The sequence below is a fragment of the Flavobacterium sp. P3_A6 genome, from assembly GCF_056403035.1.
Window position 1 is genome coordinate 63,131 of sequence record NZ_JBFUGG010000006.1, and the last position, 25,912, is coordinate 89,042.

The window sequence follows — 25,912 nt, forward strand, 5'->3', positions numbered from 1 at the left end:
TAGAAAATAAAGCATAGATTTTAGAATACAAAAACATTGCCTATTTAATTGATATTGACATTTTAATTGACATTGAGAAATCTGTTAATTAAATTGTTCACAACAAATAGAATTCTTCCTCTTTTAAACAATACGTTTCCTTAATTTTAATTTAGGATAATTTAAAAACACACAGTATGCAATTAAGCAACGAAGAAGAAGATTATAACTTATCCCTATCCAAATTTGAGTCCATGTTGAAGACCAACAAAGTGCTCTTTTTTGACTCCGAAGAATTTGAAGAAATTATTCTTCATTATCTCGACATGGGCAAGTCTGCATTGGCCAAAAAAGCATTAAAATTAGCTTTAGAACAACACCCAAGATCCAGTGGGCTCAAATTAGTTCAAGTGGAAATGCTAATTTATGATGACAAACTCGAAATAGCTGAGAAGCTATTGAATGAATTGTTTGCTATCGAACCCACAAACGAAGAAATATACATTCAGAAAGCCAATATTTGCTCCAAAAGGGATCAGCACGAAAAAGCTGTTGAAATGCTTAAAATAGCATTACAATACACAGATGACTATGCCGATGTTTACAACTTAATTGGCATGGAGTATCTTTTTATGGACAATCTCGAATTAGCCAAAGAAAGTTTCATTAAATGTCTTGAAGAAGATTTAGAAGACCAATCTGCTCTGTATAATGTCGTATATTGTTTTGAATTTTTAGACCAAAATCAAGAAGCAATTACTTATTTAAATAAATACATCAACAAAAACCCTTACAGCGAGATTGCATGGCATCAGCTGGGACGCTTATTTTATGGCATAAAAGAATATGAAAGCGCTATTCATGCATTTGAATATGCAACTCTTATTGATGAAGAATTCCTTGGTGCTTTTATGGAAAAAGCAAAGGCATTGGAACGCTTAAAAAAATACGATCTAGCTATTGAAAGCTACAATAGAACATTGGAACTGGACGACGCCACTTCATACGCATTGCTTCGAATAGGGAAATGCTATGAAAAATTAGGCAACAAAGTTTTAGCCCTTAAATATTTCAACAAAACAGTTCATGAAGACCCTTTGCTGGACAAAGGCTGGATCGCTATTACCGATTTTTATGTGCGACAAAAAAACTTCCAAAAAGCATTGTTTTTTGTCAATAAAGCTTTAGCGATAGACAATCAAAACAAATTATATTGGAAACGTTTTGCTGCTATTAATAAGCAAATGAACTTTTTTGAAGAAGCCGAATTTGGTTATCGAAAAGCGGTAGAATTTGGTGATTACCAGCTCGACACTTGGTTGTTTTGGGTTGATATTTTACAGTTTTTGGGAGAATTCGACAGCGCAATACAAACATTATTGCAGGCTTCAGAATATTTTCCTGAAGAAAATGAAGTCGAATACCGTTTGGCGGGATTGTACTTTATGCTTTCAGACAACATAAAAGCCAAATTTCATTTAAGTAACGCTTTGCGTCTGAATTATGACAATTACATTCTATTGGAAGATTTATTTCCTGTTGTTTGGGAGAAAAAAATGGTACGAAATTATATTGACAAACATAAAAAACAATAATGGTTGAAGTTTTAAGAAGACGTTTTGGTTTATTAGGCCGTAATATCAGCTATTCTTTTTCAAAAGGATATTTTACAGAAAAATTCAGTAAGGAACATTTTGAAGGCTGTACCTATGAAAATTTTGATATTCAGGAAATCAATGAGTTTACTGAATTAGTAAAAAACAATCCCGATCTTAATGGAATGAACGTTACTATTCCGTATAAAGAAGCTGTATTGCCATTTTTGGACAAATTATCTAAAAACGCAACCGAAATTGGAGCCGTAAATACCATTAAATTTACCAAAAAAGGAAAATTAAAAGGCTACAATACCGATTATTATGGTTTTCTAAAATCATTGGAACCTCTATTAAAACCTTATCATAAAAAAGCACTTATTCTCGGAACTGGCGGTGCGTCCAAAGGAGTTGCTTTCGCATTAGACCAATTGGACATCGCTTACACTTTTGTATCCCGCGAAGCCAAACAAAACTGCATTGATTACAGCCTGATTAACGCTACTACTTTTGATAACTATCAAATCATAATTAATTGCACGCCAGTTGGAACAAGTCCAAATGTGGATTTATTCCCGCTTATTCCTTACGAATACTTTACAGAGAAACACATTGCCTACGACTTGATTTACAATCCCGCAGAAACCCAATTCCTAAGCAAAGCAAAAGCTCAAGGCGCACAAATTAAAAACGGTTTGGACATGCTTATTTTTCAGGCAGAGAAAGCCTGGAAGATTTGGAATAAATAGGAAACATATTTTTTAAACAAACAGAAAACCCTCAAAAGGACAATTCCATTTGAGGGTTTTCTGCGTAAAAAAGTGATCCTTTTTGAGACTGCTTTGAATGTTTTTTAGTTCACTTTCTAATATTTTGTGTACGCTAAAAATTTGAATAAAATCCATAGAAAAAGGCGAGTCTCCCCGCCTTAAATGTTTTCACAACGGAATAATCCTTATTGTGAATTGCTTCAAAATTGTAATGCAATACTACAATAAAAAAATTATAATTAGGATACGGTTTTCCGTAAAATAATTAATTTTCTTTTGATTAAATTTCGAGAACAATTTAGATAACGAGAAAATCACTATAAAATATAGCACAAAATGAAGAGAATATTAGGATTGGATTTAGGGACTACATCAATTGGCTGGTCTTTTATCAACGAGGCAGAAAATGACAATGAAGCCTCATCTATAATAAATACTGGAGTTCGTATTGTTCCTCTTACAACAGATGAAGAAGCTGATTTTAAAAAAGGAAATACAATTTCTATCAATGCAGATAGAACTTTAAAACGTGGTGCAAGACGAGGTTTACAGCGTTTCAAACAAAGGAGAAATGCTTTAATAGAAATTTTCAATAAAATAAAATTCATTCCTATTAATTTTATTTATGCTGAAACAGGTTCTGCAACCACTTTTTCATCTTATCAATTAAGAGCTAAATCAGCAACTGATGCTGTTACAAAAGAAGAATTAGTTCAAGTTTTGTTAATGCTAAATAAAAAAAGAGGTTACAAAAGCAGTAGAAAAGCAAAAACTGCTGAAGAGGGCGATGCCATTGACGGAATGAAAATTGCCAAAGAAATTTTCGAGGACAATTTAACACCTGGTCAATGGGTTTATAATTCTTTGGTAAAAGGCGGAAAATTCATTCCTGATTTTTATCGTTCGGATTTGCAGAAAGAATTAGAAAGAATTGTTCATTTCCAAAAACAATTTCATTCAGAACAAATAAATGATAAATTATTGGAAGACATCCAAGGCAAACCAAGAACAGCAACTTCTCAGCATTTTTCAAAGACATTAAATATTCCTCTTGCAGAAAATAAAGGAACTAGAGAAGAAATCAAATTACAGCATTACAAATGGAGAAATGAGGCTTTGACAATTGAACTAGATTTAAAAGTTTTGGCATTTATTATTACTGAAATTAACAATCAAATTAATCAATCTAACGGCTATCTTGGTGCTATTAGCGACCGTAGCAAAGAATTGTATTTCAATCAGGAAACCGTCGGGCAATTTCAATACAAACAACTTGAGAAGAATGCACACGCCAAACTAAAAAATCAGGTTTTCTATCGTCAGGATTATTTGGATGAATTTGAAAAAATATGGGAAACACAGTCCAAATTTCATCCCGAATTGGATGAAAAACTCAAATCAGAAGTTCGGGACATTACTATTTTTTACCAACGAAAATTAAAATCTCAAAAACATTTAGTAAGTTTTTGCGAATTTGAAAAAGGGCACAAAGCGATTCCTAAATCATCTCCTTTATTTCAGGAGTTCCGAATTTGGCAGAATTTGAATAATATTATTGTTAAAAACGAAATCACAAAAGAGCCTTTTCTTTTGGATGAAGATTTGAAACAACTCATTGCTCAAGAGCTATTATTTAAAGAAAATATGACCGATTCGCAGTTAATCAGTTTTTGCGGACTTAAAAAAGCAGAATACTCGGTTAATTTCAAGAAAATTGAAGGTAATAGAACCAATACTTCAATTTACAAAGCTTTCGAAAAAATTTTAGTTTTAGAAGGTTACGACGAATTAGATTTTTCAAAATTAGATGCTCTAGATATTAAAAACATTTTCAAATCGGCTTTTTCTGATTTAGGAATCAATACAGCAATTTTGAATTTCGATTCAACGACTCAAGCCAATGATTTCGACAAACAGCCGTATTATCAATTTTGGCATTTATTATATTCAGCCGAAGATGATGATTTTTTGAAAAAAAGTTTGATACGTAAATTTGGTTTCAAAGAAAATCATCTTCCTTTTCTTTTAAACATCAATTTACAAGCCGATTATGGAAGTTTGAGTGCGAAAGCGATTAAAAAGATTTTGCCTCATTTGATGGATGGACAGATTTACGACAAAGCCTGTTTAATGGTAGGCTACAATCATTCGTCATCGTTAACAACAGAACAAAATAATGAACGTGTCCTAAAAGATACTTTAAAATTACTAAAGAAAAACAGTCTGCGAAATCCTGTGGTAGAGAAAATCCTCAATCAGATGATTAATGTGATTAATGCCATAATCAAAGACCCCGCAATGGAAAAACCTGATGAAATTCGAGTTGAATTGGCTCGCGAGTTGAAAAACAATAACGAACAGCGTAGCGAAATGACCAAGCAGATTAACAAAAGTACTGTAGAACACGAGCAAATCAGGAAACTTCTACATTCAGAATTTGGAATTCAGCGTGTAACCAGAAATGATATTATCCGCTATAAACTTTGGAAAGAATGTGATGGTATTTCACTTTACACAGGAAAACCAATAGAACCTTCAAAACTATTCACAAAGGACTACGATATTGAACATATTATTCCAAAATCACGTTTGTTTGATGATAGTTTTTCAAACAAAACTGTTTGTGAACGTCAATTAAACATCGACAAAAGCAACAAAACAGCTTATTCCTTTTTACAAGAAAAATTATCTCTTGAAGAATTTGACCAATACCAAAAAAGAGTGAAAGGTTTATTCGGTAAAATCAGCCGAACCAAACAAAACAAACTCTTGATGGCAGACAATGAAATTCCTGAAGGATTTATTGACCGTCAATTAAGAGAAACACAATACATTGCCAAAAAAGCCAAAGAAATTTTATTGGAAGTTTCTAGAAATGTAACCGCAACAATTGGAAGTGTAACCGATAAATTGCGTGAAGATTGGGAATTAGTTGATGTGATGAAAGAACTAAATTGGGAAAAATATGATAAATTAGGCTTAACACACATTGAAGAAGGCAAAAACGGAGAGCGTTTATATAAAATTAAAGATTGGACAAAACGAAACGACCATCGGCATCACGCTATGGACGCCATAACTGTTGCCTTTACAAAACCTGCTTATATACAATATTTAAATAATCTAAATGCAAAAACACAAGGAGAGAATAAAGCTCGTTCGATTGTTGGTATTGAAGATAAATATTTAAAAAGAGACAAGAACAATAAATTGCGTTTTATTGAGCCTATTCCAAACTTTAGAGAAGAAGCTAAAAAGCAACTCGAAAGTATTTTGATTTCTTATAAAGCCAAAAACAAAGTAGTCACTAAAAATAAAAACGTTACCAAAAAAAGCGGTGGAACTAATCAGAAAATTCAATTAACGCCGAGAGGACAGCTACACAAAGAAACTGTTTATGGAAAATTACAGCAATATGCAACCAAAGAAGAAAAAGTAAATGCGAGTTTTACCAAAGAATATATTCAAAAAGTAGCTAAAAAAGAGTATCGTGAAGCTTTATTAAAAAGATTAGAACAAAATGACAACGACCCAAAAAAAGCTTTTACAGGAAAAAATGCATTGAATAAAACACCTATCTATATCAGTTTAAAAGATAATATTGTTGTTCCCGATAAAGTTAAAATAGTTTGGTTAGAAGCCGATTACACCATTAGAAAAGACATTACTCCCGATTTAAAAATTGACAAAGTAATTGATATTGGTTTAAAAACGATTCTTCAAAAACGATTAGCCGAATTTGGTAATGACCCAAAAAAGGCATTCGTAAACCTTGACGAAAATCCAATTTGGCAAAACAAAGAGAAAGGAATTGCGATAAAACGAGTAACTATTAGCGGAGTTAGTAATGCACAAGCTCTGCATACTAAAAAAGATCATTTAGGCAATGAAATTTTAGACGAAAGCGGAAATCCAATTCCAGTAGATTTTGTAAGCACAGGAAACAATCATCACGTGGCTATTTACAGAGATGAAAAAGGCAATTTACAAGACGAAGTTATTTCTTTTTATGATGCTGTAATTCTTGCAAAGGAAGGTTTATCAGCAATTAATAAAAAGCATAAAAACGGCTGGGAATTCTTATTTACTATGAAACAAAATGAGTATTTTGTTTTTCCATCTGAAGACTTCGAACCAAAAGAAGTTGACTTGCAAAACCCTTTAAATAATGAATTAATAAGTAAAAATTTGTTTAGAGTTCAGAAATTTTCTAAAGTTGAATATGGAAATACTTCCGTTAGAGACTATGTGTTTAGACACCATTTAGAAACAACAATTAATGATGTAAAGGAATTAAAAGATAAAACTTACAAATCTATAAAAAGTCTTCCTTATTTTGAAGGAATAATAAAAGTCCGCATCAATCATTTAGGACAAATTGTTCAAATTGGAGAATATTAGTTATGATAAAGCGAACCCTTTTCTTCGGCAACCCTGCTTATTTAAGTACCAAAAATGAGCAAATTGTAATTTCTTATCCTGACAAGGATCAAGAAACCAAAACCGTGGCTATCGAAGATATTGGAGTCATTGTTCTGGAAAACCAGCAAATCACCATTACCAATGGTTTACTCGAAAAACTAACCAATAATAATGTAGCATTAATTAATTGTGATCAATTCCATTTACCTATTGGTTTATTAATGCCGCTCAATGGACATACGGAACAAACCGAACGTTTTAAAAATCAAATTAACGCTTCTGTCCCATTAAAAAAGAATTTGTGGCAACAAACCATTAGTGCCAAAATTATGAATCAGGCAGGACTACTCAAAGAAAAAGGAATCCCATGCCGAAAAATGGAACTGTGGGCAAAAGAAGTTACTTCGGGGGATGCTCTCAACCATGAATCCAGAGCAGCCGTTTTTTACTGGCAAAACCTCATCCCTATAGAAAATTTCACCCGAGGCCAAAAAGGAATTCCTCCAAACAACTTACTTAATTATGGATATGCTATTTTAAGAGCGATTACCGCAAGAGCCATTGTCAGTTCTGGAATGCTACCCACTTTAGGCATCTTTCATCGCAACAAATACAATGCCTATTGTTTAGCTGATGATATTATGGAACCCTATCGTCCATATGTCGATTTAATTGTATGCCACATCATGGAAACCGAAGATTCTTATGAAGAATTAACAACTGATTTTAAAAAACAGTTGTTGAATATTGCCAGCATCGATGTTTTTATAGATGGAAAAAACAGTCCGTTAATGGTCGCTATGAGTAGAACTACACATTCCTTACACGAATGTTTTGAAGGAACAGCAAGGAAAATTTTATATCCTGTTTATGTATGACGAACATTACACCCGTTTAAACCAATATAGAAGTTTGTGGATATTAGTTTTTTTTGATCTGCCCACCGAAACGCGGAAAGAGCGTAAAATCGCTAGTGGATTTCGCAAGAAATTATTGGACGATGGTTTTTCTATGTTCCAATTTTCAATCTATATGCGATTCTGTGCCAGCAAGGAAAACTCAGAAGTACACACTAAACGAATAAAAAACAACCTCCCCGAACATGGCAAAATTGGAGTGATGCAAATAACCGACAAACAATTTGGGATGATGGAGCTTTTTTATGGCAAAAAACCAATTGAACCAGAAAAACCTTCTCAACAATTGGAATTATTTTAATCAACAGGATTAAAAAAGAACATAACTACCTGAACACCAACACCTAAAACCTATTCTTTTTCGATTCCAAAACAAACTCATAACGACCAACATATCAAACGATTACATCGCAGTATGTTGGGAATTATAAGCTAAAATACAATTTTGAAAGCAATTCACAACGGGTCAATTGACAGGAATAAGGGCAAAACGGTTGGGAATTATAAGCTAAAATACAATTTTGAAAGCAATTCACAACCCACCCCTTTAGTTGCTGGATAATTTTGTAGTTGGGAATTATAAGCTAAAATACAATTTTGAAAGCAATTCACAACCGGTTTTAGATACAAAACACTCTACCCAAAGTTGGGAATTATAAGCTAAAATACAATTTTGAAAGCAATTCACAACTTGAACAAAACAATACAAATGTGGATATGAGTTGGGAATTATAAGCTAAAATACAATTTTGAAAGCAATTCACAACATCAGACAGCACAAAGATGCGAGGGCATCTGTTGGGAATTATAAGCTAAAATACAATTTTGAAAGCAATTCACAACTGTATCTATCTTTTTCCGTTGTAGCTTTTCGTTGGGAATTATAAGCTAAAATACAATTTTGAAAGCAATTCACAACCTTAATGAGATTCAAGAGTTAAAGTACAAAGTTGGGAATTATAAGCTAAAATACAATTTTGAAAGCAATTCACAACGTATTAAGTTATTTAAACAGTTGTAATATGGTTGGGAATTATAAGCTAAAATACAATTTTGAAAGCAATTCACAACCAGCAAGAGTAGTTTTCGCCAGAAAGTTGCGTTGGGAATTATAAGCTAAAATACAATTTTGAAAGCAATTCACAACCCTGAGATCGAATCAACAATTACTTTATCAGTTGGGAATTATAAGCTAAAATACAATTTTGAAAGCAATTCACAACTTAGCAAACAACTAAGGGTTTATATTTTTTGTTGGGAATTATAAGCTAAAATACAATTTTGAAAGCAATTCACAACATAAACAACAACATATTTCCCTTTACTCAAGTTGGGAATTATAAGCTAAAATACAATTTTGAAAGCAATTCACAACGAATTTGATGTTTTAAAAAATGGGTCGTTAGTTGGGAATTATAAGCTAAAATACAATTTTGAAAGCAATTCACAACCAGGAAGGTGTTATGGTTGAAATAAATAAAGTTGGGAATTATAAGCTAAAATACAATTTTGAAAGCAATTCACAACAATGCTCTTTAGTTGCTGGATTAAGAATCAGTTGGGAATTATAAGCTAAAATACAATTTTGAAAGCAATTCACAACTCAGGAGCAGTATCTAAAGAAGATAAAATAGTTGGGAATTATAAGCTAAAATACAATTTTGAAAGCAATTCACAACTTCGAAGATTGACTCCGAGAGAATGTATGCGTTGGGAATTATAAGCTAAAATACAATTTTGAAAGCAATTCACAACTACAAGTGCAAAACAAACTTTAAATTAATGTTGGGAATTATAAGCTAAAATACAATTTTGAAAGCAATTCACAACTAGTGGCGCAAACCTTAGTGGCGCAAAAAAGTTGGGAATTATAAGCTAAAATACAATTTTGAAAGCAATTCACAACTAGTGGCACAAACCTTAGTTACGCAGACCTGTTGGGAATTATAAGCTAAAATACAATTTTGAAAGCAATTCACAACTGCTCTTTACAATATCCATTAATATCCCCAGTTGGGAATTATAAGCTAAAATACAATTTTGAAAGCAATTCACAACTGTATGTTAAATATTCATAATGCTTTCCACGTTGGGAATTATAAGCTAAAATACAATTTTGAAAGCAATTCACAACTGCGGGAGTTAGTTTTTTACCCTCAAATAGGTTGGGAATTATAAGCTAAAATACAATTTTGAAAGCAATTCACAACGTAAGGGATGCAAGGTATTCGGAAAGCTCCGTTGGGAATTATAAGCTAAAATACAATTTTGAAAGCAATTCACAACTTTATGATGTTTGCTAATGCTGATTGCGACGTTGGGAATTATAAGCTAAAATACAATTTTGAAAGCAATTCACAACAAGGAAGCTGACCTTTTCTACCGCCAGAACGTTGGGAATTATAAGCTAAAATACAATTTTGAAAGCAATTCACAACACTAGAGATCCTTATGATAAGCAAAAGAAAGTTGGGAATTATAAGCTAAAATACAATTTTGAAAGCAATTCACAACAGGAGTTAAAGGCGATGATTGAAAAACTGCGTTGGGAATTATAAGCTAAAATACAATTTTGAAAGCAATTCACAACGTACTTGCCCTAACAACGCATATATGCTATGTTGGGAATTATAAGCTAAAATACAATTTTGAAAGCAATTCACAACAAAATTGTACAACAATAACAGATAAGTTTGGTTGGGAATTATAAGCTAAAATACAATTTTGAAAGCAATTCACAACGAGATGAACCATCGCAACCACTAAAAACTGGTTGGGAATTATAAGCTAAAATACAATTTTGAAAGCAATTCACAACGAATTAACTCCTGTTCTGTAATTCTTCCTTGTTGGGAATTATAAGCTAAAATACAATTTTGAAAGCAATTCACAACACTGCAGCTGGACAATCTTACTTTCTTTCAGTTGGGAATTATAAGCTAAAATACAATTTTGAAAGCAATTCACAACAGCTTGCATTAGCATTATATACTTTACAGAGTTGGGAATTATAAGCTAAAATACAATTTTGAAAGCAATTCACAACCAATTCAATGAAGTTATTAAAATCAAACGAGTTGGGAATTATAAGCTAAAATACAATTTTGAAAGCAATTCACAACACTCTATAAAAGTGGGTTTTTTTATGCCAAGTTGGGAATTATAAGCTAAAATACAATTTTGAAAGCAATTCACAACATGAGTTGACAACTTAAAGCGCAATCCTTTGTTGGGAATTATAAGCTAAAATACAATTTTGAAAGCAATTCACAACGGGTGGAGCGGTACTTTGGATTTTGTAATTGTTGGGAATTATAAGCTAAAATACAATTTTGAAAGCAATTCACAACAGGTAATTAGCAGCAGTAGGTACTTTTGTCGTTGGGAATTATAAGCTAAAATACAATTTTGAAAGCAATTCACAACGAAGAATTTGTGGATTTTCAAAGAGAATTGGTTGGGAATTATAAGCTAAAATACAATTTTGAAAGCAATTCACAATTTGTATCAAAACTTGAAAAAGCTAATCCACAAACTAGAATCAAATCAAATAATGTCTTTAAAGAAAGAATTTTCTGCATAACTGAGCTATAAACAAAACTTTTATTTTGTATTTTGGCGCACCTTTAGTATCTTTCGCATTCAAAAAATAAAAACCTTATACATTTACAAAATGTTAGAAGAAAAGAACGATAACCTGTCAATTCAAGAAAATTTGACAGATGGAAATACAGCTAATGAATTGCAGGAAACAGTTCAATCAAACGCGTCTGCAGTGACAGAAAGTGAAATCAGTGATGCGGTGGCAGAGGAAAACACTGTAAATCCTGTTTCTGAAACAGTTATTTCGAATGAAAACGGAATAGACGAAAAGCAAAATGTGATTGACGCCATAGCTGAAACAAATGCTGAAGAAAGTGAAGATGAAACGTTGAAAGAACGTCATGATATCCCAATGCTGGATTACGAAGCATTGCCTATGGATACGCTTGTAAATGAATTGAAAAATTTGGTTACTAATGAAAAAGTGATGTCTATTAAAGAGCATGTTGAGGAAATCCGAAAAGCTTTTTTAGCCAAATACAATCACCTTATCGAAGAAAAAAGAGAAGAATTCAACCAGGAAAATCAAGATCCTAATGAAGAGTTCCAATATCATTCTCCTTTAAAATCAAAGTTCGATCAATACTACACCATCTACAAAGACAATAAAAATGCTCATTTTAAAAGTCTGCAGTCAAATCTAAAAACTAATTTAGAAGTTAGATTGGCAATTGTAGAAGAGCTAAAAGAATTAATCAATCCGCAAGCCAACATCAAGGACACTTTAAATCATTTTAATGAATTAAGAGAGAGATGGAAAAATGCTGGATCTATCCCAAAAGACAAGTACAATCACGTTTGGAATAATTACCATTTTCATGTTGAGAATTTTTACGATTATCTGCACTTAGACAGAGAAGCAAGAGATATTGATTTCAAATACAATCTGGAACAAAAACAAAAAATCGTTGCCCGTGTTGAAGAACTGCTTAAAGAAGCTGATATCAGCAAAGCTTTCAGAGAACTTCAGGATTTACACCGCATCTGGAAAGAGGATATTGGTCCAGTTTCCAGAGAACATCGTGATGAAATCTGGAATCAATTCAGTGAACTGACAAAAAAAATGCACGATAAGCGTGAAATTTTGTTCGAAAACTTAAGAGGAACTGAACTTGAAAACCTAGAAAAGAAAAAAGAAATTATTGCCAAAATTGAAGTCTTGGCAACCGAAAAAGTAAATGCCCACTCTCAATGGCTTGCCCAAATCGAAAAAGTGGAAGCCTTACGTTCAGAATTTTTCTCTGCTGGAAAAGTGCCTTCAGATGTAAATGAAGCCACTTGGTCTGCTTTTAAAACAGCCGTTAGAAACTTCAACAGCTTTAAAAATTCTTTTTACAAGGACATCAAAAAAGATCAAAACGACAACCTGAACAAAAAAATCGCTTTGGTAAAAAAAGCCAAAGAATTACAGGAAAGTGTAGATTTTGCAAGCACGACTCCTATTATGAAGCAAATTCAGGAAGATTGGAAAAAAATAGGACATGTCCCAAGAAAATATTCCGACAAAATCTGGAACGAATTTAGAGAAGCCTGTAATTATTATTTTGACAAGTTAAAAGAACATAAAAACGTTGAAAATGTAGATGAAGTAGAAGCTTTTGATAAAAAGAAAGCCTACTTGGAAACGTTGAGAGAATTCCAATTAACAGGAGATCACAAAACTGATTTGGATGCCATCAAACTACATATAGAAACTTGGAAAAATTTTGGTAAAGTTCCGTTTCCAAGAAGACATATCGAAGGAAAATTCAATAAAATTCTGGATGCTTTATTTGAAAAATTAAGCCTAAGCAAAAAAGATACCGAAATGATGCGTTTCTCCAACAGAATGGAGAATCTTTCTGAAAGCAATGACACTAGAAAATTGGACAATGAGAAAATTTTCCTAATGCGCAAAATTGAAGAAGTACAAAACGAAATTTTCCAACTGGAAAATAACATTCAGTTTTTTACCAATACAAAAAATGCGAAAAAAGAAAATTCAATCGTATTGGAAGTTCGAAAAAACATCGCCATTCACAAAGAGAGCCTCGATGTTTGGAAAGAAAAACTAAAACAGTTGAGAAATTTAGGTCAAGAATAATAGATCCCAATAAAATTCTAAATGACTTAATGTCTTAGCCACTTAGAGTCTAAAAAAAACTAGCCTCAAACCATAATCCGTTTGAGGTTTTTTTATTTCAAACAAATAATTTTAACTTTCATTTACCATAATAGCCTCCCAAATCAAAAACCTATTCTCTATTTTTGCTTCATGAGGAATTTTTGGAAATTTATCGTATTTATTAGTCTGTTGATGCAGTTTGGTTTTGCATATAGTGCAAATAACGATGCTGTGATTTCTTTTCCAAAGGGAAATAATCCTGAAATTAATAAAGAAAGCCTAAACGTTTCTCATTTTGTTCAGCCCAGCATAGAAAGGAGCAATCCTGACCTTAAACACAATAACCGAATCCCTGCCGGTTTAGATGTAAACGCGTTACTTCCATCATTTTCAACTCTTAAAGAAGAAAATAACGTTAAAATAATTTTATCAGACCAAGACATCGACAGATGCACAAAAGTCTCGATTTTACTTTTTCCCTTCCACTATTTTTGGTGATTTAATATCATGATTTCGTTTTGCAAAAGCTAAAACGACTTTTAATCCCTTCTTGATTTCAACTGAATCAAGAAAATAAATCATTATATATAATTACAAAAAATAAAAAAAATGGACACATCCGTAACAATAATAGGTCTTATAATTACAATACTAATAGGCATTCCGCTAACTTTAGTCTTTCGTTCTAACATAACAAATAGAGCAAAAATAAAAGATATAAAGAAACAATACAGCCAAAACGATCATTATAACTTTGAATTAACCGAAACACAGAATAAAAAAATTCTGTCCATAGACAAAAAAAATAAAGGCTTCCTATTTATTGATTTCAGCTATAAAAAAGAAGACGTTTATTTTGTGGATTTGTCAAACATTCTTCTGTGCAGCTTATTAGAAACAACTCAAAGCAAGTTAGGCACAATTTCCAAAGTTGAAATAGAGCTGATTCATAAAGACACTATGAAAAAAGAAATGATTCCAATTTACAATATCAACAATCATTTTTTAGACTTTAATTGTTTATTTGAAGATCATAAACTGGCAAAAAAATGGGTTAGTTTAATCAATGAAAATATATAACAAATCTGCAAAGAGGCTTTTTTAGCCTCTTTTTCAGTATATAGCTACAAAAAAATATGACAATTATCATTTTAATCCATAAAAAGTCAGCCTAATTTTGTCATTTACATTAAATGCGAAATTATGAAAACCTCACTAATTCAAAAATACAATGTACCCGGCCCTCGTTATACAAGCTATCCTACAGTTCCTTATTGGGATGAGTCGGGATTTACCAATGAAATATGGCTTCAAACCCTCAAAAAATCATTTCTGGAAAGTAATGACAAAGAAGGTATTAGTTTATACATACATTTGCCTTTTTGCGAAAGCTTATGCACCTTTTGTGGCTGCAACAAACGCATCACCAAAAATCACAATGTTGAAAATCCATATATTGAGGCTGTTTTAAAAGAATGGACACTGTACCGCGATATCTTAGGCAAAAAACCCAAAATTAAAGAAATCCATTTGGGCGGAGGAACTCCAACTTTTTTCTCCATAGAAAATCTGGAATATTTAATAAACGGAATATTTTCGCTAGCCGAAAAAGCAGAGGGTTATGAATTCAGTTTTGAAGGACATCCCAATAACACAACGCTTGCCCATTTGCAGAAATTGTATGATTTGGGTTTCAGAAGAGTGAGTTTTGGCGTTCAGGATTATTCAGAAAAAGTACAAAAAGCCATCCATAGGATACAACCTTTTCACAATGTTGCCAAAGTTACTTTTTGGGCAAAAAAAATTGGCTATACTTCCATAGGCCATGACATTATCTTTGGCTTGCCATTTCAAGAAGTAGAAGATGTGATTGATACCATCGAAAAAACTAACTCCTTACAGCCCGACCGATTGGCGTTCTACAGTTATGCCCATGTGCCGTGGATAAAAGGCAATGGACAGCGCGGATTTCATGATGAAGACATTCCGAAAGACGATGCAAAAAGAAAACTGTACGAAGTTGGAAAAGAATTGCTTTTTGAAAATGAATATTACGAAATTGGCATGGATCATTTTGCATTAAAATCAGACAGTTTATACCATTCGTTTGAGGACAAAAAATTGCACCGAAACTTCATGGGCTATAGCTCATCAAAAACTCAATTAATGATTGGCTTGGGTGTTTCAGCGATAAGCGACAGCTGGTATAGTTTTGCCCAAAATGTCAAAACTCTGGAAGAATATTACAAAATATTAGAATCAGATAAATTACCAGTATATAGAGGTCATTTATTATCCGCTGAAGATCTGATTGTCAGAAAACACATTTTAAATCTAATGTGTCAATTTGAAACCAGTTGGGATAATTCTGATAATTACATTCCTGAGATTCCTGAAATTTTACTTCAGCTAAAAGAAATGGAAAAAGATGGTTTATTAATAATAAACGACAGCAAAATTATTGTCACCGAAAAAGGAAAACCCTATGTGCGCAACATTTGCATGGCATTTGACTTAAGGCTAAAAAGAAAAACGCCTGAAACGGCATTGTTTTCAATGACAATTTAAAAAGAAACAAGAACAGATTAATCCTTTAAAAACAACAGTATCTTAATTTAATTCATCTTTTTTAAAGCTCTTTGGGCGTGTCCCTCCGTCTCGTCCCAAAAGACGAGACTATGGGTCGTGCTGTACGTTCCCGCTTTTTTTAGAGAGGCAGACCCGATCGGTAGCGAACAGGCGGAGCAAAAAGCCTCTCTAAAAAAGAGCTCCACTGCCATCACTCACGCAAAACAAGAAACTTTTCAATAAATACTGCAAATCATAAAAAAGCCAATTAATGACAATTTGCTTTTTCCTGTATAAACAAACTCATATTAGAAGGAGAAACATAGGGAATTCCAAGTCCCAATCCTCTTAAAATAAATAATACACCTATAATAACGCCGACATAAGGAATAACTTTCTGAATTCGGTTTCGAATTGGAACAGTCAGAAAAGAATTGATATATACCACCAAACTCATCAATGGTACAGTTCCCAAACCAAAAAGCAGCATATACAGCAATCCAAAACCCGCACTCTGCATAGCAATTGCTCCAAATAAAGCGACATAAACCATTCCGCAGGGCAAAAAACCATTGAGCAAACCAATAATAAAAAGCGATTTGAAACTTTTATTTTTGAAATGACTGCCTAGATTTTGCTTAACTCTTGAAATCCATTTATAAACTGGTTTCGAAAAATTATATTGAGCCAAAATCTTTTCAGGAATCAAAATCACTAAAATCATAGCAATACCAATAAATATGGACAATTGTTGCTGAATCCCAGCCAAAAATAAGCCTTTTCCCAACAGTCCAAAAAGCAAACCAATACTTCCATAAGCCGTAAGCCGTCCTAAATGATAAGTACAAATTTGAATTACCTTTTTGGCTGGATTATTTCGTTCTACAGGCAGCATCATAGCAATGGGACCGCACATTCCTATGCAGTGAAAACTACTGATTAATCCGAACAAAAAAGCCGTGTAAAGCATTGTGAATTTAAATTTTAGATTGCAGATTTTAGATTAAAATGATTTAAAAACTAAATTTCATTTTCTCCAATTTATTTATTTCTATCCTCTTTTATCTATTTTCTCTATTCTATTTTCTTCTATTTTATATAAATCTTTTCTTTGGTCAGATATGACTTTCCTTTATATTTCCATTCCATATTGATATACCATTCGCCACTAATCAATTTATCTTTAGGAATAAACAATGAGGCCGAATCCGTAAACGAAAGTAGCACCTGAAAATCAAATTTCTTATTGGAAGCTCGATAAAAAGCAACAGTCCCTTTGATCTCCTTTGGCGAAAAATCAGCAGGAAAAACTATGCTAACTCCATTGGCATTAACCGTAATAACGGGTTTTTCTTTTAAATCATGAGCATTTTGAATACGTGCCATTTCGTCCTGAAAATGCACATCATGCTTGTAATATTCTTCGACAACCAAATCATTATCATACTTGCTATCTGACTGCACTTTTACAACAAAATACATAATAAAACCTATGAATAAAGCAAAAGCAATCACGATATAAGTTCCCCAATTAATTTTCATTTTATCTTTTTTATGTTATTATCCGACTATTAAAACTTTATGAAACAACAAAATTAGTCAAAACTTCGCGGGCTTAAAAAATTAGTATAGGTCGTCTCAATTTTTTTATTTCCTTCATAAAGATCAATTTCTAACTTAGTTCTGTCACTTTCCAACAAAAATCTATTAATTTCTATAAACATAGTTCCGCTGGACATTTCGTGTTTAGGTACTTTTAATTCCTGAACACCAACAACCTTTAGCGCACCTTTAATTCCAACCAATTTAAAATGCAGATTATTGATGTCATGATTCGTTTTATTAATGATTTTAAAAGTATAAATATTACTGATATTCTCCCCTTTGTGCTGGAATAATTGACCTGGCAACCTCAAAATGGTAGCTTCAACTTCTGTTCTTAAAAACAGTAAGCCTGTAAGTATACCGACTAATATAACTAATATTGCCGTGTAACCTTTCATCCTGGCTGTAAATTTAAACTTAGCCTTAGTTTCTATTTCATCTTCAGAGGCATAACGAATAAGCCCCAACGGCAGTCCAACGCTTTTCATTATCGTATCGCATTCATCAATACAGGCTGTACAATTTACACATTCCAGCTGCACTCCATTGCGAATGTCAATTCCTGTCGGACAAACATTTACACATTGTTTACAGTCAATACAATCTCCTTTTCCTGAAGCCTCCCTATCTTCCTGCTTGTTAAATTTAGCTCTGCCGAGTTCTTTTTCGCCACGAACAAAATCATAAGCAACATTAATTGATTTTTTGTCCAATAAAACGCCTTGAAGTCTCCCATAAGGGCAAGCTATAATACAAACTTGCTCCCTAAACCATSCAAAAACAAAATAAAAAACGCCAGTGAAAACCAACAATGACAAAAAACTGCTCGAATGAGCCAAAGGTCCGTCTTCAATCAAACGAAATAATTCATCACTGCCGATAAGATAAGCTAGAAAGACATTAGCGATAAGAAACGAAATCACAAGAAATACAAACCATTTTAAAGTTTTCTTTCTTATTTTCTCACCATTCCATTGTTGTTTTTCCAAACGAATTTGAGCTCCTCTATCCCCTTCTATCCAATATTCGACACGGCGAAAAACCATCTCCATAAAAATAGTCTGCGGGCAAATCCAGCCACAAAATATTCGCCCAAAAATAACCGTGAACAGAATAACAAATACAACCCCAATGACCATAAAGAGAACAAAAATGTAAAAATCCTGTGGCCAAAAAGGAAAGCTAAAAATATTAAAACGGCGTTCCAAAACATTGAACATCATAAACTGATTCCCGTTTATCTTTATAAAAGGATTGACAATAAGAACTATCAATAAAAAATAGCTGACCCATTTTCTATAATCATAAAACTTACCGGAAGGTTTTTTGGGATAAATATATTTTCTATGACCTTCTTTATCAATAGTCCCAATGGTATCTCTAAAAGATTCGTCTAGATTGTTTGACATTTTTTTATTTTTAAATACAAAAAAAGAGCTCTCTCAAAGTATTGAATTTTGACAAAGCTCTTCCTTTTTTTATTATAATTATTATTTTACTTGAGTACTGTCAACAGCAGGAGCTGTTGCTGTAGCTGGCGCACCATCTTCAACCCATATTTCACCATCTGGTGCTTTTGGATCTTTTGGATTACTTCCTCTCAAAGAGATAACATAACTTGCAACCGCCTGAATTTCTTTCGGTTTCAAAGTTCCTTTCCAGGCAATCATCCCTTTGCCATCACGTCCTCCATTGGTAATAGTGTGAAATAAATTTTTAATTCCTCCACCCAATATCCAATGGTCATCCGTCAAGTTAGGCCCAATTTGACCTCCGGCATCTGCCCTGTGACAAGCTACGCAATTTGTTGTGAAAATTGCTTTTCCAGCATCTAAATCAGCTGGATCTGTTAACAAAGTTACTGTTTTTTCATCCATCAAGTCGGGAGCTGTTTTCATATATTCTGCCACTTCGACTTTGGCTTGAGCCAATTCATTTTTCAATTCGGTTTCCTGGTCTGGAGCCCCCATGATTTCATAACGAACCAAATATATTGCAGAGAAAATGATACACGCATAGAATAAATAAACCCACCATGGCGGTAAATTGTTATCCAATTCTTTTATGCCATCGTAATCATGATCCATCAATAATTGTTTTTCATCTTCAATCGGCACTGTTCTCGTCAAGCGCTGCATAAGGTTTTTGTACCAGCTTTTATCTTTTAGGCTTAAACTCTCCTCATGGGCTAATTTTGCTTTCTCTTCCTCTGTCAACAATCTGTACGTAATGGCATTAACGGCATTCAAAGTTACTTCGATTGCAATCAAAAGAAAAAGCAGCACAAACAAAAAGACAGCAACCATAGGGTATTTTATAAATGCTGGCCTATTTCCAGAGTCAATTAGATATTCCAACAACCCAACGGCTGCAAAAAATATGAAGAGGACTCTTATATAAGATGGAATTAATTTTTTCATCATTTATGTTTTTTTGAAATTTTACAATTTAATCTTCTAACGGGATTTGACTTATTTCGTCTATTGTCTCTTTTTTATAGGAGTAAACCCAAAGCCCTAAGCCCAGAAAAAAGAAAAAGAAAATCAGCAATGATACTATTGGAAATATGGCAACACCGGCAATGGTTTCCATATTGTGTTTTATTTGTTCGAACATAACGTTTACTTTTGTTATTCTTTCACTTTAATATCAGTCCCCAATCTTTGTATATAAGCAATCAAAGCCACAATTTCCCTTTCATTCATCGGAATAAATTTCTCCCCTCTCGCCAATGCTTTTTTCTTGCTGTCWTCATAACTTTTTACAAAGTCAGGATCATTTTTAAGGCTCTCCTCAATGGCAATTGCTTGAGTTCGCAAATCCTTCAATCCGTTTGCAATTTGAGCATCGTTATAAGGAACTCCTAAAGTAACCATCGCTTTCATTTTCTTTTCGGTCATAGAAACATCCATCGGTTTATTATCAAAAAGCCATTTGTAGCTTGGCATAATAGAACCTGCCGATATACTTTGAGGACTCCAGAAGTGATTAAAATGCCAATTGTCATTATATTTCCCTCCAACTCTCAATAAATCTGGACCTGTACGTTTTGATCCCCATAAAAATGGATGATCATACACAAATTCTCCGGCTTTGGATTGTGGTCCATAACGTTCTACTTCACTTCTAAAAGGACGAACCGATTGAGAATGGCATCCCACGCAACCCTCGCGGATATATAAATCACGTCCTTCCAATTCCAAAGGAGAATACGGCTTAACACTCGAAATTGTCGGAATATTTGATTTCACCATAATCGTTGGGACAATTTGAATAATTCCTCCAATTAATATAGCGATTGTAGCAAATACAGCCATTTTTATTGGTTTTCTTTCCAACCAAGAGTGGTATTTCTCTCCTTTTAATCTTCCTTCGCTAATAGTTTGCAATGCTGGAGCTTCTGCCAATTCATCTTCTACTTCCTCACCAGCTCTCACTGTTTGAATAATGTTATAAACCAACGTTAACATTCCAAACAAATACATCGTTCCTCCAATGGCTCTCATCCAATACATTGGCATAATTTGAGTCACAGTCTCAAGAAAGTTACCGTATGTTAAGGTTCCGTCCGGATTAAATTGTTTCCACATAGAAGCCTGAAGGAAACCTGCCAAATACATTGGCAATGCATATAATATGATTCCTAGTGTTCCAACCCAAAAATGGAAATTGGCCAATTTAGTGGAATATAAAGTCGTTTTTGTCATTMTTGGAATCAGCCAATAAATAATACCAAAAGACATAAAACCATTCCAGGCTAATGCCCCAACGTGAACGTGAGCAATAATCCAATCCGTATAATGCGCTATTGCATTTACATTTTTAAGAGAAAGCATAGGTCCTTCAAAAGTAGCCATACCGTAACCTGTCATAGCAACAACGAAAAACTTCAACACAGGATCCACGCGCACTTTATCCCAAACACCTCTTAGTGTCAAAAGACCATTAATCATACCTCCCCAAGATGGAGCAATCAGCATCACAGAGAATACAACTCCTAAATTTTGAGCCCAGTTAGGCAAAGCTGAATACAATAAATGGTGAGGGCCAGCCCAGATATATAAAAATATTAATGACCAAAAGTGAATAATTGAAAGTCTATAAGAATATACAGGCCGATTGGCCACTTTCGGCACAAAATAATACATTAAACCTAAAAATGGAGTCGTCAAGAAAAAGGCAACTGCATTGTGACCGTACCACCATTGCACTAATGCATCTTGTACCCCTGCATATACAGAATAGCTTTTCATTCCTGAAATTGGCAATTCCAAACTATTAAAAATGTGTAAAACCGCCACCGTAATAAATGTTGCTAAATAAAACCAAATGGCAACATACAAATGGCGCTCTCTTCTTTTTAGCATCGTTCCAATCATGTTGATTCCGAAAGCTACCCATATTAAAGCTATGGCAATATCAATAGGCCATTCCAATTCGGCATATTCTTTTGAAGAAGTATATCCTAACGGAAGAGAAATTGCCGCCGCAACAATAATTAGCTGCCAACCCCAAAAATTCAGATTACTCAAGAAATCACTATACATTCTGGCTTTTAACAATCGCTGAAGCGAATAATAAACACCAGCAAACATAGCATTACCGACAAAGGCAAAAATTACTGCATTGGTATGTAAAGGCCTTAATCTTCCAAAACTTAACCATGAAATACCTTCGGTCATGTTTGGAAATAGGAACATAGTAGCCAAAATGAGCCCCACCAGCATTCCTACTACTCCAAACAGTATGGTAGCATAAATGAATTTCTTTACAATTTTGTTGTCATAATAAAATTGTTCCATTTCCATATTTATAATTATTTTTAAGGTTGTTTAAAATTGGTAAAATATTAAAAAGATTAAAGAGTAGTTTAACTCTTAATTTCTGATTTCTTTTGGGAAGATTTAATTAATTCATCGTCAAAAAGCATTCTGACTGATGGCGTATAATCATCATCATACTGACCGGATTTTACCGCAAAAACAAAAGCAATAAAAAATCCAATGGCAACGAAAATACTTATGGCAATCAATAAATAGATAACACTCATAATCTTAATTTTAGGTTAACAAAATTATAGGTATCACTTTTTACAAAAAATGACAATTATCATATTTAATTGAATATGTTAAAAATATAAAAAAAAAGGAAACTATTCCCTGTTAAATTATTTTATTTTCCTTGAATAATAATTACTCATTACCGTAACAAAACTCACTATCGTAATGGTACTCAGAGGCATAATAATCGCAGCAACCAGTGGCAAGAGGTTCCCGGTAATAGCAAACGATAATCCAACAACATTGTATAAAAGCGACAATGCAAAACTCATTTTTATAGTCAAAATGGATTTTTGGGATAATTTTAAAAAGTAATGCAGTTTTTTAAACTCCTTTGCATCCAAAATAGCATCGCAGGCGGGAGAAAAAACATTTACGTTTTCGGATATGGAAATGCCTGCGTTGCTTTGTGCCAAAGCTCCTGCATCATTAAGTCCATCGCCTACCATCATAACGTTTTTGCCTTGTTCCTGCAAAGCCTTTATGAACTCAAGCTTTTGTTCCGGTTTTTGATTAAAAATCATTTCGGTTCCCTTTGGCAGAATTGATTCCAGCTGGCTTCGTTCCCCATCATTGTCACCTGATAAAACTTTTAGTCGATACTGAGAGCTAAGCTTTGTAAACAAATCGGATAAGCCTTCTCGATATTGATTATTAAAAACATACTTTCCGAAATATACGCTGCCAATTTTTATGTATACAGCCGTTTGCTGAACCTCATCTTTAGCTTTTGCATCGATAAATTCCGCAGAACCTAATTCTATAGAAACACCGTCAGTTTCAGCCTTGATTCCTTTTCCCGTAATTTCTTCGAATACATCTAACTTCAATCTTTTTGTTTCTGGCAAAAAATCATACAGCATCCTGCTCAACGGATGATTAGAGGCTCGAAGCACACTTTTTAATATCGCCAAATTATTCTCTTCAAGGATTTCGCCTTCATAGGAAATATTCGTTTTTGCATTAGTAGTTATAGTCCCTGTTTTATCAAAAACAATGGTGTCAACTTTGGCTAATTGCTCAATCACCAAAGCGTTTTTGAGATAAAAATGTTTGTTGCCAAAAATCCGTAGCATATTTCCCATAGTGAAAGGAGCGGTCAATGCCAATGCGCAAGGACAGGCAACTATTAATACTGCCGTAAAAACATTGAAAGCTGTATTAGCATCAAAAAATATCCAATATCCAAATCCGGCAAATGCAATCAATAAAAGAATTGGCGTAAAATAACGGCTAATGCTGTCGGTTATCGTTTTGTGTTTTTGCTCTACCTTTTTCTGAAAAACATCATTGCTCCACAATTGAGTCAAATAACTTTGGGAAACCGAATGCAAGACTTCCATCTCGATAACTTTCCCTATTTGCTTTCCTCCCGCAAAAACTTTATCCCCAGATTTTTTAGTAATCGGAATAGCTTCACCGGTAACAAAACTATAATCAATTTCGGCTTTATCTGATATTAAAATTCCGTCAACAGGAATCAGTTCTTGGTTACGAATCAATAACCGGTCACCTTTTTCGATTTCATAAACGGGAATACTTTTCTCAGTAGAATCCGTATTTATTTTGGTAATGGCTATTGGGAAATAGGATTTAAAATCTCTTTCAAAACTAAGAAAACTGTAGGTTTTGATTTGGAACATTTTACCCAACAACATAAAGAAAATCAGTCCCGTTAAACTGTCAAAAAAACCAGAACCGTAATCCATCACAATGTCAAACGTGCTTCTTACAAACATCACAACAATTCCCAACGCAATAGGAATATCAATGTTGAGCATTTTGGACTTTATGCTTTTAATAGCCGAAACATAATACCCGCTTGCCGAATATAAAAAAGAAGGCAAAGACAAGGCAAAAATCAATCCTCTGAAAAAAGGACGGTAATTGTCCAGCCAAAACTCCTTTACTTCAAAATATTCTGGAAAAGACAACAGCATAATATTCCCGAAACAAAAGAATGCAACACCCAGTTTGTAAGTTAAGCTTCGGTCAACATTATTTTTTCCGGTTTCATAATTTTCCAAACTAATATAGGGTTCATAGCCTATGGAACTCAACAAATAGACGATGCTTTTTAGAGAAACAGCTTCGGGATTGTAATTGATTCGAACTTTCTTTTCGGGAAAATTAACCTGAGACGTGTTGATGCCTTTTTGAAGACGCTGTAAATTTTCTAAAATCCAAATACATGAACTGCAATGAATATGAGGAATGCTAAGTGAAATAATAGCGGTTGAATCTTCTTGAAATTCCAACAGCTTTGCAACGATACTTTCATTGTCCAGAAAATCATATTTTCCATTAATATCCTGCGGAGTTGCACCAGGTGATTTTTCAAAGTCATAATAACAGGTCAAATCATTTAGGCTGAAGATTTCATAAACGGTTTTGCATCCGTTGCAGCAAAACTCTTTTTCGTCAAAGAGTATTTCTTCTTCATTTATTATATCTAAACCACAATGAAAACAGTTGTTTTTCTTCATAAATAAAACCTAATTTTTCGAATGCAAATTTCACAAATTGATTGTGCTAAAAACAATGATATTTATCATATAAATGTATAACTTTGTAGTCGAAAATTCAATTTCATTATGAGCAAATGTGAACAATGTATCGTTAGAGAATTTAGTTCTTTAAAAGCGCTAAATAAAGATGAACTTATAAGAATTTCTGAATGCAAAACCTCTAAAACTATCAAAAAAGGGGAAAGCATTTTTGAAGAAGGAGAAAATGTAAATGGTATATTTTGCATTAAAGACGGCGTCTGCAAATTAACTAAACTGAGTCCAAACGGCAAAGACCATATTGTAAAATTGGTTACCAAAGGAGAATTATTAGGCCAACGCTCAATGATAAGCGACGAACCGGCCAATTTAAGCGCCGTTGCACTAGAAGATATGCAGGTTTGTTTTATACCAAAAAATGAAATACTGGGATTTTTCGACAAAAACAATCAGTTTTCTATGAATGTCATGAAAACGATCTGCGGTGATTTAAGATTAGCAGATGATCATATGGTTAACATGGCGCAAAAATCAGTAAAAGAACGATTAGCGGAAACCTTGATTTACCTCCATGAAACTTTTGGCACAAATAGCGACAAAACTTTAAAAATTCAATTATCAAGAGAAGAATTAGCCAGTATGATTGGGACTGCTACTGAAAGCTGTATCCGATTATTATCTGATTTTAATAAATTAGGACTAATTGAATTAGTGGGTAAAAAAATCGTTCTAAAAGACATCAATAAGCTAAAAAAGATTGCTGATTAACGTTTGAAAATTTT

At 33.3% G+C, this 25,912-nt stretch carries 18 protein-coding genes and 1 CRISPR repeat array; of the genes, 10 read left to right on the forward strand and 8 right to left on the reverse strand.

The features are described from left to right. The first annotated feature begins 176 nt into the window (after positions 1 to 176). From AC1DVP_RS07910 to hemN, 9 genes are all read left to right on the forward strand, one after another. Complete coding sequence (locus AC1DVP_RS07910; RefSeq protein WP_477182956.1) at positions 177 to 1,574, forward strand: tetratricopeptide repeat protein; 1,398 nt, start codon at positions 177 to 179, stop codon at positions 1,572 to 1,574. Further along, positions 1,574 to 2,323, forward strand: coding sequence for a shikimate dehydrogenase family protein (locus tag AC1DVP_RS07915; RefSeq protein WP_477182957.1), 750 nt, complete (start codon positions 1,574 to 1,576; stop codon positions 2,321 to 2,323). Before AC1DVP_RS07910 ends, AC1DVP_RS07915 begins: the two co-directional genes overlap by 1 nt. 357 nt (positions 2,324 to 2,680) lie before the next feature. Then, positions 2,681 to 6,745: a type II CRISPR RNA-guided endonuclease Cas9 gene (gene cas9, locus AC1DVP_RS07920; protein ID WP_477182958.1), complete on the forward strand. Its 4,065-nt coding sequence runs from the start codon at positions 2,681 to 2,683 to the stop codon at positions 6,743 to 6,745. 2 nt (positions 6,746 to 6,747) lie between these two features. Beyond that, a complete protein-coding gene (cas1, locus tag AC1DVP_RS07925) occupies positions 6,748 to 7,644 on the forward strand; it encodes a type II CRISPR-associated endonuclease Cas1 (RefSeq protein ID WP_477182959.1) in 897 nt (298 codons plus the stop codon). After that, entirely contained in the window at positions 7,637 to 7,984 is a 348-nt protein-coding gene (gene cas2, locus AC1DVP_RS07930; protein WP_477182960.1) for a CRISPR-associated endonuclease Cas2, read from the forward strand. The genes cas1 and cas2 overlap by 8 nt, the downstream gene beginning before the upstream one ends. A 116-nt stretch (positions 7,985 to 8,100) precedes the next feature. Further along, a CRISPR array of direct repeats spans positions 8,101 to 11,185; the repeat unit is 46 nt; unit sequence GTTGGGAATTATAAGCTAAAATACAATTTTGAAAGCAATTCACAAC. 171 nt (positions 11,186 to 11,356) lie between these two features. Beyond that, complete coding sequence (locus tag AC1DVP_RS07935) at positions 11,357 to 13,369, forward strand: DUF349 domain-containing protein (RefSeq protein WP_477182961.1); 2,013 nt, start codon at positions 11,357 to 11,359, stop codon at positions 13,367 to 13,369. Between the two features lie 171 nt (positions 13,370 to 13,540). Beyond that, positions 13,541 to 13,888, forward strand: a complete 348-nt coding sequence (locus AC1DVP_RS07940) for a hypothetical protein (RefSeq protein WP_477182962.1) — start codon at positions 13,541 to 13,543, stop codon at positions 13,886 to 13,888. A 111-nt stretch (positions 13,889 to 13,999) separates the two neighbouring features. Next, complete coding sequence (locus AC1DVP_RS07945) at positions 14,000 to 14,470, forward strand: hypothetical protein (RefSeq protein ID WP_477182963.1); 471 nt, start codon at positions 14,000 to 14,002, stop codon at positions 14,468 to 14,470. Between the two features lie 123 nt (positions 14,471 to 14,593). Next, positions 14,594 to 15,958 carry an oxygen-independent coproporphyrinogen III oxidase gene (gene hemN, locus AC1DVP_RS07950; protein WP_477182964.1) on the forward strand — a complete coding sequence of 455 codons (1,365 nt, stop codon included), beginning with the start codon at positions 14,594 to 14,596 and terminating at the stop codon, positions 15,956 to 15,958. 268 nt (positions 15,959 to 16,226) lie between these two features. Here the strand turns inward: hemN and AC1DVP_RS07955 are convergent, their stop codons facing one another. From AC1DVP_RS07955 to AC1DVP_RS07990, 8 genes are all read right to left on the reverse strand, one after another. Continuing rightward, complete coding sequence (locus AC1DVP_RS07955) at positions 16,227 to 16,928, reverse strand: sulfite exporter TauE/SafE family protein (RefSeq protein WP_477182965.1); 702 nt, start codon at positions 16,926 to 16,928, stop codon at positions 16,227 to 16,229. A 119-nt stretch (positions 16,929 to 17,047) separates the two neighbouring features. Continuing rightward, positions 17,048 to 17,500 carry a FixH family protein gene (locus AC1DVP_RS07960; RefSeq protein WP_477182966.1) on the reverse strand — a complete coding sequence of 151 codons (453 nt, stop codon included), beginning with the start codon at positions 17,498 to 17,500 and terminating at the stop codon, positions 17,048 to 17,050. A 53-nt stretch (positions 17,501 to 17,553) separates the two neighbouring features. Next, positions 17,554 to 18,972 (reverse strand): cytochrome c oxidase accessory protein CcoG, encoded by a 1,419-nt coding sequence (ccoG, locus tag AC1DVP_RS07965; RefSeq protein ID WP_477182967.1) that lies wholly within the window; start codon positions 18,970 to 18,972, stop codon positions 17,554 to 17,556. 81 nt (positions 18,973 to 19,053) lie between these two features. Next, complete coding sequence (locus AC1DVP_RS07970; RefSeq protein WP_477183117.1) at positions 19,054 to 19,983, reverse strand: cbb3-type cytochrome c oxidase N-terminal domain-containing protein; 930 nt, start codon at positions 19,981 to 19,983, stop codon at positions 19,054 to 19,056. Between the two features lie 28 nt (positions 19,984 to 20,011). After that, complete coding sequence (locus AC1DVP_RS07975) at positions 20,012 to 20,179, reverse strand: CcoQ/FixQ family Cbb3-type cytochrome c oxidase assembly chaperone (RefSeq protein WP_116797649.1); 168 nt, start codon at positions 20,177 to 20,179, stop codon at positions 20,012 to 20,014. 14 nt (positions 20,180 to 20,193) lie between these two features. Beyond that, on the reverse strand, positions 20,194 to 22,371 hold the full coding sequence (ccoN, locus tag AC1DVP_RS07980; RefSeq protein ID WP_477182968.1) for a cytochrome-c oxidase, cbb3-type subunit I: 2,178 nt from the start codon (positions 22,369 to 22,371) through the stop codon (positions 20,194 to 20,196). Between the two features lie 62 nt (positions 22,372 to 22,433). Continuing rightward, the gene (ccoS, locus tag AC1DVP_RS07985; protein WP_100430019.1) at positions 22,434 to 22,613 is read right to left on the reverse strand and encodes a cbb3-type cytochrome oxidase assembly protein CcoS; all 180 of its coding nucleotides are present in this window, start codon (positions 22,611 to 22,613) and stop codon (positions 22,434 to 22,436) included. 117 nt (positions 22,614 to 22,730) lie between these two features. Continuing rightward, positions 22,731 to 25,109, reverse strand: coding sequence for a heavy metal translocating P-type ATPase (locus tag AC1DVP_RS07990; protein ID WP_477182969.1), 2,379 nt, complete (start codon positions 25,107 to 25,109; stop codon positions 22,731 to 22,733). 108 nt (positions 25,110 to 25,217) lie between these two features. On the opposite strand from AC1DVP_RS07990, the gene AC1DVP_RS07995 reads away from it, so the two are divergent. Next, positions 25,218 to 25,898: a Crp/Fnr family transcriptional regulator gene (locus tag AC1DVP_RS07995; RefSeq protein WP_477182970.1), complete on the forward strand. Its 681-nt coding sequence runs from the start codon at positions 25,218 to 25,220 to the stop codon at positions 25,896 to 25,898. Positions 25,899 to 25,912: the final 14 nt, after the last annotated feature.

Bases quoted from the DNA above. Each gene is read 5' to 3' on its own strand.
- AC1DVP_RS07910 (WP_477182956.1), top strand. From the start codon at position 177: ATGCAATTAAGCAACGAAGAAGAAGATTATAACTTATCCCTATCCAAA.
- AC1DVP_RS07915 (WP_477182957.1), top strand. From the start codon at position 1,574: ATGGTTGAAGTTTTAAGAAGACGTTTTGGTTTATTAGGCCGTAATATC.
- cas9 (WP_477182958.1), top strand. From the start codon at position 2,681: ATGAAGAGAATATTAGGATTGGATTTAGGGACTACATCAATTGGCTGG.
- cas1 (WP_477182959.1), top strand. From the start codon at position 6,748: ATGATAAAGCGAACCCTTTTCTTCGGCAACCCTGCTTATTTAAGTACC.
- cas2 (WP_477182960.1), top strand. From the start codon at position 7,637: ATGTATGACGAACATTACACCCGTTTAAACCAATATAGAAGTTTGTGG.
- AC1DVP_RS07935 (WP_477182961.1), top strand. From the start codon at position 11,357: ATGTTAGAAGAAAAGAACGATAACCTGTCAATTCAAGAAAATTTGACA.
- AC1DVP_RS07940 (WP_477182962.1), top strand. From the start codon at position 13,541: ATGAGGAATTTTTGGAAATTTATCGTATTTATTAGTCTGTTGATGCAG.
- AC1DVP_RS07945 (WP_477182963.1), top strand. From the start codon at position 14,000: ATGGACACATCCGTAACAATAATAGGTCTTATAATTACAATACTAATA.
- hemN (WP_477182964.1), top strand. From the start codon at position 14,594: ATGAAAACCTCACTAATTCAAAAATACAATGTACCCGGCCCTCGTTAT.
- AC1DVP_RS07955 (WP_477182965.1), bottom strand. From the start codon at position 16,928: ATGCTTTACACGGCTTTTTTGTTCGGATTAATCAGTAGTTTTCACTGC.
- AC1DVP_RS07960 (WP_477182966.1), bottom strand. From the start codon at position 17,500: ATGAAAATTAATTGGGGAACTTATATCGTGATTGCTTTTGCTTTATTC.
- AC1DVP_RS07970 (WP_477183117.1), bottom strand. From the start codon at position 19,983: ATGAAAAAATTAATTCCATCTTATATAAGAGTCCTCTTCATATTTTTT.
- AC1DVP_RS07975 (WP_116797649.1), bottom strand. From the start codon at position 20,179: ATGTTCGAACAAATAAAACACAATATGGAAACCATTGCCGGTGTTGCC.
- ccoS (WP_100430019.1), bottom strand. From the start codon at position 22,613: ATGAGTGTTATCTATTTATTGATTGCCATAAGTATTTTCGTTGCCATT.
- AC1DVP_RS07990 (WP_477182969.1), bottom strand. From the start codon at position 25,109: ATGAAGAAAAACAACTGTTTTCATTGTGGTTTAGATATAATAAATGAA.
- AC1DVP_RS07995 (WP_477182970.1), top strand. From the start codon at position 25,218: ATGAGCAAATGTGAACAATGTATCGTTAGAGAATTTAGTTCTTTAAAA.